The sequence below is a fragment of the Candidatus Symbiopectobacterium sp. 'North America' genome (assembly GCF_015762685.1).
In the GTDB taxonomy this organism is placed as follows: domain Bacteria; phylum Pseudomonadota; class Gammaproteobacteria; order Enterobacterales; family Enterobacteriaceae; genus Symbiopectobacterium.
The window spans coordinates 89231-98343 of sequence record NZ_PEHF01000073.1 but is presented as its reverse complement, the minus strand read 5'-3'; the positions used below and the strand labels follow the sequence as shown (position 1 = coordinate 98343).

Here is a 9113-nt window from a genome sequence, read left to right as displayed (position 1 = left end):
CCCATAAAGACGCCGGATAGATTTAAGCAAGCCCAACATCAATCGAAAATCAGTGTTGCAAAAATGGGGGTGACCATAGATTTTATCGTGCCGCTTAATGCGCTGCTGCAAGAGCGAGGACGTATCAGCGTGGGGGCGGGTAACGCCATTGCAGTACAAAACCTGGGTGAGAACACCGCGATGCTGCTGATGCTTGGCCTCTACTCGTTGATGGTGAAACTGAGGGTTCCGGTTCTCGGCATTGGCGTCGGGTTTGGCGTATTATTTGCATTAAGTATTGTGGTGCTGTGGGTGACGACGGCGCGTGCGCGACGTTCAACCGGTGGGGCGAAGGGATAGACGAAATGGCGGTTATGGCACAGGAAATGAAAATGAACCTGATTTGGCACGACTGGAGTGCCAAGGATCTGAACCTGTATGCGCTGTATGACATTCTGGCGTTACGCAATCAGGTCTTTGTGGTGGAGCAGAACTGCCCGTATCAGGATATTGACGGACAGGATTTGGTGGATAGCCATCGCCATGTGGCCGCGTATCATCAAGGAAAAATGGTGGCCTACGCCCGCTTGCTCGCGATAAAAGACAGTGTGAAAATTGGGCGCGTTATCGTTGAGCCCAGCGCGCGTGGGCAGCATGTGGGACATCTGCTGATGGAGCATGTGTTGGTGATTTGCGCACGTCACTGGGCTGAAAAGCCGCTCTTCCTCTCAGAGCAGGCCCACTTACAGCACTTCTACGGCAGCTTCGGCTTTACGCCTTGCAGTGAGGTGTACGATGAGGACGGCATCCCACACATTGATATGCGATCATCGCATTGAAGCTTGTTTCGGCATGCAAAATATCAATGAGTGTCTACGGGCTTTGCTGTTTCTGAGCGAATTTTCCATAAGTCCGTAAATTGATTAATCATGATAGGATCAATCTCATTAGACTTGCTGCTATGACCAATATTGAGAGCTAGCGCATAATGCGTCACATCAATAGGCGATTGGTAAGTTAAAAAACCAGAAATAAATGCTTTTCCCCGATTGTTGATGGCATTATCTTCGCCTATATCAACGGCTTTTCCCCTTGGCGCATTGTCGAATATCTCGTTAACGGTTTTTTCTGTTTGCGCATCTACCTTAATATTTTGATGAGGATATGCATTGTTAATCATGTCAATGTTGGCAACGGTGGTTACAGCCATGCCGAGAGAGTGTAACCGATCATCTTGTAGGATACTCTCTTTGACCGAAGGCATTTCTTTCAGGTTAGAGTTTTTTATTGCCGACTAATATAAAAGCGTTTCTTTTTCTCTGATTTTAAGTTCCAACGATTCATTTGTTATGGTGCGGAAAGAATTAAAAAGTAGATTATGTGAAGGAGCACTTTTTTCTGTATGAATAACCTGACTTTCTTTTGCTGAAGATGATGGCTGTATTGAACCGAACATAAGCTTTATCTCCGTGTTAATTTAAGTTTTCTTTAAGTTAACATCATCGAAATATTGAATCTATAAAGAATAGCCTACCATGGATTTTTTTAAATTTGATTGAGTATCGGTTGAACAACGCAATAAGTTTTTGACCTACTGCGAAGATTAGTAAACGACAACCGTTTTATGCCCTGAGATTAAAATTGATTCACCGTGTGCTGTTATCATTTTTGAAGCTAAATAAAACATTGTTTTTAAAAATCTACCTGCGTTTTTTGTGACACTGGTAAGCTGAGGTAAAGAAGATAATAGCTACTACTGTTTAGCTAACGTGGTACGAAGATCCCAAATGGTTGAAAATTTATTTATTGCCATTTGATCAACAGAAGCAGGATTAGCCCTATTTTTTCTCATTTTCTCCCCAATACGCAACAGTTGCGCATAACTTATCTTATCGACAGCTGTTCCCTTTGATGAAAGAAATTCAAAAATAAAATTATTCCCACGCAACAGATAAGCGTTATCGTGTATGAAGTTTTCTTTTTTATTGACAGGGAGAGCATCACATATGTTTTTTTATCCTTTCGGTAATAGCGATATTCAGCGTTGGTTTTTTCTCCGCATTTGGTGAGTATGTTTTTGCACGCTGTTCTAATGCTGTGACGGCAAGCCCGATAGTACGGAGGCGTTCCCATTGATTTTTCAGGATGCCGGGGGTGTCACATAAAATATCGTCAACAAGAAGATCATATTTTAATGATATTTCTTTTGCTTTTGTTTTAATGTCATTGCTTGAGTTTTCGGTAAAGCTAATGGATCGGAAAAGGCTATTTTTGTGTGCGGCTTTCCCTGCCGCTTGATCGGTAATACTTGCGTTGATTGTTGGTGAGGAATAGATTTTTATTATCATTGATAATGTCCTTCAGCTCCGTGCAGGGGCATGAAATTATCACCTAGCAGATTTGCCAACAATCAAAAAACAAGCGTTATCCATTTTTAGAGGGCAAGTGACGGCCAGCACTGTCTAACCGTTCACCCGTTTTTTTCTTTCTCTGTCTGCGATTATTCCGCCAGAAATCCTTCCAGCAAGGAATTCAGAAACAGCTTGCCGTGTTCGGTAACCTGCCAGTGGGTAGCGATTTCCGTCAGGTAGCCTTGCGCTAACGCCCAGTCTATTTGTGGGCGTACCACGCTCTCGGCCAAACCGGTGTAGGCACTGAATTCGCTACGCGGCGCGGGTTCCAGCAGTCGAAAACGGTTCATGAAGAATTCAAACGGCAGATCTTCCGCTTGCACTTCATTGCGCTGGTCCAGGTAAGTGCCGCGCATATAACCGCGCGGATGGCGGGTTTTGACGGTTCTCAGGATACTCCCGTCAGCGCGCGTGATCTTGCCATGTGCACCACACCCAATTCCCAGATAATCGCCAAAACGCCAATAGTTGAGGTTGTGCTGACACTGATAGCCTGGTTTGGCGTAGGCAGAGGTTTCATACTGCTGATAGCCTGCGGCAGTGAGCAGCACATGGCCCTGCGCGAAGATATCCCACAGCGCATCGTCATCGGGCAGCACCGGCGGGCGTGAACCGAACAGGGTATTCGGCTCAATCGTCAATTGATACCACGACAGATGCGGTGGATTGAGCGCAATCGCCTGACGAAAATCGTCCAGCGCTTCTTCCAGCGTCTGATCCGGCAAGCCGTGCATCAGGTCCAGATTGAAACTGCGCAGCCCAAGCCCGGCCGCCAGACGCGCGGCACGCTTGGCTTCTTTCGGGCCGTGAATGCGTCCGAGACGCGTCAGTTTTTCCGGGCTGAAACTTTGCACCCCAATGGAGATTCGATTAATTCCCGCGCGCTGGTAGCCACTAAAGCGATCGGCATCTACCGTGCCGGGGTTGGCTTCCATGGTGATTTCGGCATCCGCGCTAAGCGGTAAGCGGGCACGCACGCCATCGAGCAGCGCCTGCATGCCTTCCGCGCTCAGCAGGCTGGGCGTGCCGCCGCCGATAAAGATTGAACTGAGAGCCCGGTCGCCGCTCAGCGGAAGATCCGCATCCAGATCCGCCAATAAGTGCTCCACATATTCCTGATGCGGCACCTCACCTTTGAGGGCGTGGGAGTTAAAATCGCAATACGGGCATTTTTGCACACACCAGGGAATGTGAATGTACAGGCTGAGCGGTGGCAGTTTATGCATGACGCAGCGCATCCAGCAGTAAACGCAGCGCCTGACCACGGTGCGACAGCGCGTTTTTCTCATCGCGCGTCATTTCTGCGGCGGTTTTGCCTACGCTCGGCACGTAAAAGATAGGGTCATAGCCGAAGCCGCCTTCGCCCACAGCCTTACGCGTCAGCACACCCTGCAAGCGGCCGTGGCAGACCAGTGGCGTCGGGTCATCGGCGTGGCGCAGGTAGACCAGCACGCAATGGAAGCTGGCTCTGCGTTGTTCGTCAGGGACATCCTTGATGGCATCGAGCAGTTTGTCCAGATTGGCTTGATCGCTGGCATCCACTCCGGCGTAGCGCGCGGAGTAGATACCCGGCGCACCGCCCAATGCATCAACCGCCAGACCCGAGTCATCGGCCACCGCAGGCAATCCGGTGATGTGCGCCGCGTGGCGCGCTTTAAGCAGTGCATTCTCGATAAAGGTCAACCCGGTCTCTTCGGCAGAATCAACGCCCAGTTCGGTTTGTGCGACGATATTCATGCCAAAATCCGCCAGCAGATCGGCGAGTTCGCGAACTTTTCCGGGGTTGCCGGTGGCTAAAACGACGTTTTGGCTCGTGGTATCCATGCGTGTGTCCTGCATTCTGTTAATGCCATCGCCGGGAATGGCGGGGAGTTATCTGTTGCGATGCGCAGTTCCCTGTGGTGGGTTACTGCCAGATCAATGCGGCGATTTCCGTAGGAATGTGCTGCGGATTAACAATTCTAATCTGTTTATGGCGGCCGAGCTCACCTTTTTCAATGCTCACCGCGCCTTTTACCACCCGAAACTGCTTGGCAAGGTATTTGACCAAATGCGCGTTAGCTTGACCATCAACCGGCGGCGCGGTGATGGCGATTTTCAACTCATCACCGTACAGGCCGACTATCTGGTCACGGCTGGCCTTCGGCTGAATATAGAGCCTAATGACCAACCCGTCGGGCAGCAGTGCTATTGCACTCACAGCAGGAACCAAAATTCCGGAAACAGATCCATGCCGAGGTAGTTCAGGAGATACAGGATCAAAATCACCGCCATGGCGGAGAAATCGATGCCGCCCATGGCCGGAATGATACGGCGAATCGGGGCCATAAACGGTTCGGTAAGTTGGAACAGCAGGTAGTCTACCGGGCTGCGTCCCTGACTCACCCAGCTCATCAGCGCACGGATAATCACTACCCAGAACACCAGATAGCCCGCGGATTTTAACAGTGCCAACAAACCCACCAGCAAGTTGACCGGGCTTATCGCGAAGGCTCCAACCTGTATCAGCATCAGCAGGGGGTATTTCAACGTGGTCAGCAGAAACGCCAACAGCAGCGATGCGCTATCGATGGGGCCGAGTGCAGGCAGAATACGGCGCAGCGGCCTGACGATAGGTTGCGTGATTTTCACCACGAATTGCGACAACGGGTTATAAAAATCACTGCGTGACCATTGCATCCAAATGCGTAACAGCAGCACCATTACATACAGGTCGATCAGTGTCTTGACCAGAAACGTCAGGGTTAGCATAGAAACATCGATTCCTTATCAGCTATATAGAGAATAACGGTGCGTTAAAACAGTTTTTCCATTTCCTGCGCGCGATGCACGGCAGCCTGCATGGCATCGGCGACGGTTTGTGTCAGTTGGCGTTCGTTAAACACTCGCAGTGCCTCTGCGGTGGTGCCGCCTTTGGACGTCACATTCTCACGCAGCGTCGCAAGCGGTGTATCCGGACTGGCTTCTACCAGTGCGGCTGCACCCAGTGCGGCCTGCTGCACCAACTGACGTGCACTTTCCGGTGTGAATCCTTGGCGCATGGCCTCTTGCTGCATCGCTTCCATAAACAGGAAAAAATAGGCCGGTGCGCTGCCTGCGGCGGCAATAACGCCGTTTATGCCGCTCTCTTGCTCAACCCAGCATACTTTACCCACGCTTTGCATCAGCTCGGCGCTAAAGGCACGATCTTCCGCCGATACGTTAGCGGGCGCGTAAAGGCCGCTCATGCCTTTGCCCACCAGTGACGGTGTGTTTGGCATAATGCGCACCAGCGTTAGCGGCTCCCCTAACAGCGCTTGAAAGCGCGCCACACTCACTCCAGCCGCGATAGACACTACCAACTTGCCCGGCGCGTTCAGCACGCCGCGCAGGGGCTCGCATACGCTTGCCATCAACTGCGGTTTCACCGCCAGCACCACGACGTCAGCATCCTGGGCGCCCGCGAGGTTGTCGTCGCTGCTGATAACGCCATAGCGCTGTGCCAGCGCATCCCGTCGTGTGGCGCTCGGTGCGCAGACGCGGATACGATCGGCAGGATAACCGCCGTTAACCAGCCCTGCAATGATGGCCTGCGTCATGTTTCCGGCACCAATAAAGGTAAGCTTGCGGTGTTGCATCTTTATGTTCTCTCGTGTTCGTCAACCGGCCAGTGGCAGCGTTCAGCCCCGAAGGGGATTATCCATGGTGAGGCCTATACATGCTGAGGATAGTCACGTGCGCCGAAAATGGCGGTGCCGATGCGTACCAGCGTACTGCCTGCCGCAATCGCGGCGCTCATATCATCCGTCATCCCCATGGAGAGGTTATCCACCTGAGGATAATGCAATTTTAACTGCGCAAACAGGTCATTCATCGATTGAAATACCGCTAATTGCTGTGCGTAGTCATTTTCCGGTGCCGGAATTGCCATCAGGCCCCGCAGCGTCAGGTGCGGCAGGGCAGCGACGGTAGCGGCCAGGGCGGAAAGATCTGCTGGTTCGATCCCCGATTTGCTGGCTTCACCGCTGATGTTCACTTGCAGCAACACGTTCAACGGCGCTAATGTCACCGGGCGTTGTTCGCTCAGACGTTGGGCGATTTTAGGGCGATCGACGGTGTGACACCAGTCAAAATGTTCAGCAACCAGACGGCTCTTGTTGGATTGCAGCGGTCCGATAAAGTGCCATTGTAATGCCACCTGAGGGGTGGCCTCACGGAAATAAAGCACCTTGTCCACGCCTTCCTGTACATAATTTTCCCCAAAGCCTCGCTGCCCACAGGCAATCGCTTCTTCGATCGCCGCCACAGGTTTGGTTTTACTGACGGCAAGCAAGGTCACCGCGTGCGGGTCGCGTCCACATGCAGTGGCTGTGGTGGCGATCTTCTCTCTGACGTTCTGTAGATTCTGCTCAATCGGGTTCATGGTCATGCTAAGGATGGGATCTATGAATATCAATGAGTGGATAACCTGTAGTGTAAAACAGAATGCCTCCGATCTGCACCTGTGTAGCGGATATCCGCCGATGTGGCGTATTGATGGCGAGTTACAATCTCTACAGACCAGCTCCTGTTGCACCGCTGCAAAGCTGGAACGTTGGTGAGACAGTTGGATGACGGCCCTTCAGCGCCAGCAATTGCACACTGAGGGGCAGGCCGATGGCGCGTTGACCACACCTGACGGCATTCGGCTGCGCACACATCTGTTTCGTCAGCATGCCGGACTTTCCGTTGCGTTACGCACCATTGCTACCACGGCGTACGCGTTGGAAACACTGCATGCGCCACCGATCCTTGCTTCGTTAATAACACGCCCCGCTGGGCTGATTCTGGTGACCGGCGCAACCGGCAGTGGGAAATCCACCACATTGGTGGCGATGGTGAATGCGCTCAGACAGCAGCAGGCTTGCCATGTTATTACGTTGGAAGACCCTATTGAATTTGTCTACTCATCTGCGCCTTCCGCAGATCGCGGCCTGATCCAACAGCGTGAGATCGGCGTACACTGCCCGTCGTTTTCCCACGGCTTACGCAGCGCGCTGCGTGAAGACCCGGATGTCATCCTGCTGGGGGAATTACGCGACGGTGAAACCATTCGGTTGGCGTTAACGGCGGCAGAAACCGGGCACCTGGTGCTGGCGACGCTGCATACGCGGGGCGCTGCCCAGGCGCTAGAACGTCTGCTGGATGTGTTTCCCGCACAGGAGAAAAATTTCGTGCGCAGCCAACTGGCGCTGTGTCTGCAAGGCGTGGTGGCGCAGCAACTGGTGCCACTCCGTGGTGGCGGGCGCATCGCGCTGTATGAAGTGTTGCTGGCCAATACGGCGGTGGCTAACTTGATTCGTGAGGGCAAAAGCCATCAGTTGCCGGGTCTGTTGCAGATGAGCGGTCAAAGCGGGATGCAAACTTTTGCGCACAGCTGGCAGCAACGCTGGAAAGCCGGATTGTTGCCACCGGATGCGGAGCAGACTTTTACCCCATAAATGGCGCGGTAAGCAGCGGTGAAAAAAGCCCCGCGGCGGCCCTATACGCCACGGGGCTGCAAGAGTTACTTCAGCCCGGCTAATGCCTCTGTCAACGCCAGCATGGTAAGCCACTGACCATACGCGCGCTGTTTGATGGCAATCTTGCGATCGAGATCGTGCCCGACTGACGTTCCTGCGGAGACATCCGCCACTTCTCCCTGCGGGCTGATACGGCTCAGCAGATCATCGACGCCTTTCCAGGCGGTATCGTGATAGCGTTCGTCGAGCAGACCAAGGCGTATGCCTTTTAGCAGCGCGTAGGTGAAACCGGCGGTGCCTGAGGCCTCCAGGTAGCTGTCCGGCTGGTTAAGCAGGGTACGCCACATACCGCTGGCATCCTGATAGCGCACGGCGGCATCGGCTTGACGGCGGAAGGTGTTGAGGATCATCTGGTAGCTGGCATCTTGGTGGTCCAGCATCTCGAGGAAATCGACGGTGCTGATGGCGGCCCAACCGTTACCACGTCCCCACAGTGCCTTGCCGTAGTTGCCGTTGCCGGTGAAGTTCCAGCAGTGCATCCACAGTCCGGTATCTCTGTCGATCAGGTATTTGATGTGCAACAGGAACTGATAGCTGACTTTATCCAGATAGCTTGGGCGATTGAGGTAGGTGCTGGCGCGAGCGTAGAACAAGCCGCCCATAAACAGCGTATCGACCCAGAGCTGCTCTTTATTAAGGTGATCGCTGGTGCAGTGGGTGAACCCATTCTCTTGGGTGCGCAACAGTTCGTGCTCAATCCAGTGTGCGTATTCCTCGATCAGCGCCTGATGCTCGCGTGTCTCCTGGACGATCCCTATGGTGGTGAGCGTCAGCATTGGTGCCATGCGATTGATGTTTTTCTCCGGTAATCCTTCCGCCAGGCGGCGTTGATACCATGCCAGCACATAGTCCAGATAACGCTGTTCGCCCGTGACCTGATAAAGACGCCAGATACCGTAGATCCCCACGCTTTGCGACCAGTCCCAGTTTTCGATCGAGAGATCGGAGGCGATCACCTTCAGCTTCTTCAATGCGGCATCGTCCGTGCGAACGGTAATGATCTCATTGAACAACAGTTCAAGTTTTTGATAAATCGCGTCGTAGCGGCGTGCGTCTGCCGCGGTGTTCGCGTGCGCAGTGTCAAAGGCGTTCATAGTTTTCTCGCATGTTTACAAATAACGTAGTGACAGAATAAAACGGTTTACCCATTGCTAATAGCGCCTACGCCACACGGATGCGTAGC

At 52.8% G+C, this 9113-nt stretch carries 10 protein-coding genes and 2 pseudogenes; 3 read left to right on the top strand and 9 right to left on the bottom strand.

Annotation, left to right across the window (positions count from 1 at the left end):
- A pseudogene (locus tag CS369_RS15575) lies at positions 1-339 on the top strand (hypothetical protein); the annotation flags it as partial.
- A gap of 32 nt (positions 340-371) precedes the next feature.
- Entirely contained in the window at positions 372-818 is a 447-nt protein-coding gene (locus tag CS369_RS15570) for a GNAT family N-acetyltransferase (RefSeq protein WP_196907818.1), read from the top strand.
- A gap of 23 nt (positions 819-841) precedes the next feature.
- Here CS369_RS15570 and CS369_RS15565 read toward each other — a convergent pair whose 3' ends face one another.
- The 8 genes from CS369_RS15565 to CS369_RS15530 form a co-directional block, all read right to left on the bottom strand.
- A complete protein-coding gene (locus CS369_RS15565) occupies positions 842-1243 on the bottom strand; it encodes a hypothetical protein (protein ID WP_210769500.1) in 402 nt (133 codons plus the stop codon).
- 736 nt (positions 1244-1979) lie between these two features.
- The gene (locus CS369_RS15560; protein WP_196907816.1) at positions 1980-2327 is read right to left on the bottom strand and encodes a hypothetical protein; all 348 of its coding nucleotides are present in this window, start codon (positions 2325-2327) and stop codon (positions 1980-1982) included.
- 152 nt (positions 2328-2479) lie between these two features.
- Positions 2480-3616 (bottom strand): radical SAM family heme chaperone HemW, encoded by a 1137-nt coding sequence (gene hemW / locus CS369_RS15555; protein ID WP_196907815.1) that lies wholly within the window; start codon positions 3614-3616, stop codon positions 2480-2482.
- Positions 3609-4214: an XTP/dITP diphosphatase gene (locus CS369_RS15550; protein WP_196907814.1), complete on the bottom strand. Its 606-nt coding sequence runs from the start codon at positions 4212-4214 to the stop codon at positions 3609-3611. The genes hemW and CS369_RS15550 overlap by 8 nt, the downstream gene beginning before the upstream one ends.
- A gap of 82 nt (positions 4215-4296) precedes the next feature.
- Complete coding sequence (gene yggU, locus CS369_RS15545; protein WP_196907813.1) at positions 4297-4590, bottom strand: DUF167 family protein YggU; 294 nt, start codon at positions 4588-4590, stop codon at positions 4297-4299.
- On the bottom strand, positions 4587-5141 hold the full coding sequence (locus tag CS369_RS15540) for a YggT family protein (RefSeq protein WP_196907812.1): 555 nt from the start codon (positions 5139-5141) through the stop codon (positions 4587-4589). The genes yggU and CS369_RS15540 overlap by 4 nt, the downstream gene beginning before the upstream one ends.
- Positions 5142-5185: 44 nt before the next feature.
- On the bottom strand, positions 5186-6007 hold the full coding sequence (gene proC, locus CS369_RS15535; protein WP_196907811.1) for a pyrroline-5-carboxylate reductase: 822 nt from the start codon (positions 6005-6007) through the stop codon (positions 5186-5188).
- A 74-nt stretch (positions 6008-6081) separates the two neighbouring features.
- Entirely contained in the window at positions 6082-6792 is a 711-nt protein-coding gene (locus tag CS369_RS15530; RefSeq protein ID WP_196907823.1) for a YggS family pyridoxal phosphate-dependent enzyme, read from the bottom strand.
- A gap of 22 nt (positions 6793-6814) precedes the next feature.
- Here CS369_RS15530 and CS369_RS15525 point away from each other — a divergent pair.
- Positions 6815-7849 (top strand): annotated as a pseudogene (locus CS369_RS15525) (type IV pilus twitching motility protein PilT).
- Positions 7850-7914: 65 nt separating this feature from the next.
- On the opposite strand, the gene CS369_RS15520 reads toward CS369_RS15525, so the two are convergent.
- Entirely contained in the window at positions 7915-9024 is a 1110-nt protein-coding gene (locus tag CS369_RS15520) for a glycoside hydrolase family 105 protein (protein ID WP_196907810.1), read from the bottom strand.
- Positions 9025-9113: the final 89 nt, after the last annotated feature.

Excerpts from the sequence above, each read along its gene's own strand:
- CS369_RS15550 (WP_196907814.1), bottom strand. The coding sequence starts at position 4,214 with ATGGATACCACGAGCCAAAACGTCGTTTTAGCCACCGGCAACCCCGGA.
- CS369_RS15570 (WP_196907818.1), top strand. The coding sequence starts at position 372 with ATGAACCTGATTTGGCACGACTGGAGTGCCAAGGATCTGAACCTGTAT.
- CS369_RS15520 (WP_196907810.1), bottom strand. The coding sequence starts at position 9,024 with ATGAACGCCTTTGACACTGCGCACGCGAACACCGCGGCAGACGCACGC.
- CS369_RS15540 (WP_196907812.1), bottom strand. The coding sequence starts at position 5,141 with ATGCTAACCCTGACGTTTCTGGTCAAGACACTGATCGACCTGTATGTA.
- hemW (WP_196907815.1), bottom strand. The coding sequence starts at position 3,616 with ATGCATAAACTGCCACCGCTCAGCCTGTACATTCACATTCCCTGGTGT.
- proC (WP_196907811.1), bottom strand. The coding sequence starts at position 6,007 with ATGCAACACCGCAAGCTTACCTTTATTGGTGCCGGAAACATGACGCAG.
- CS369_RS15560 (WP_196907816.1), bottom strand. The coding sequence starts at position 2,327 with ATGATAATAAAAATCTATTCCTCACCAACAATCAACGCAAGTATTACC.
- CS369_RS15530 (WP_196907823.1), bottom strand. The coding sequence starts at position 6,792 with ATGAACCCGATTGAGCAGAATCTACAGAACGTCAGAGAGAAGATCGCC.
- CS369_RS15565 (WP_210769500.1), bottom strand. The coding sequence starts at position 1,243 with ATGCCTTCGGTCAAAGAGAGTATCCTACAAGATGATCGGTTACACTCT.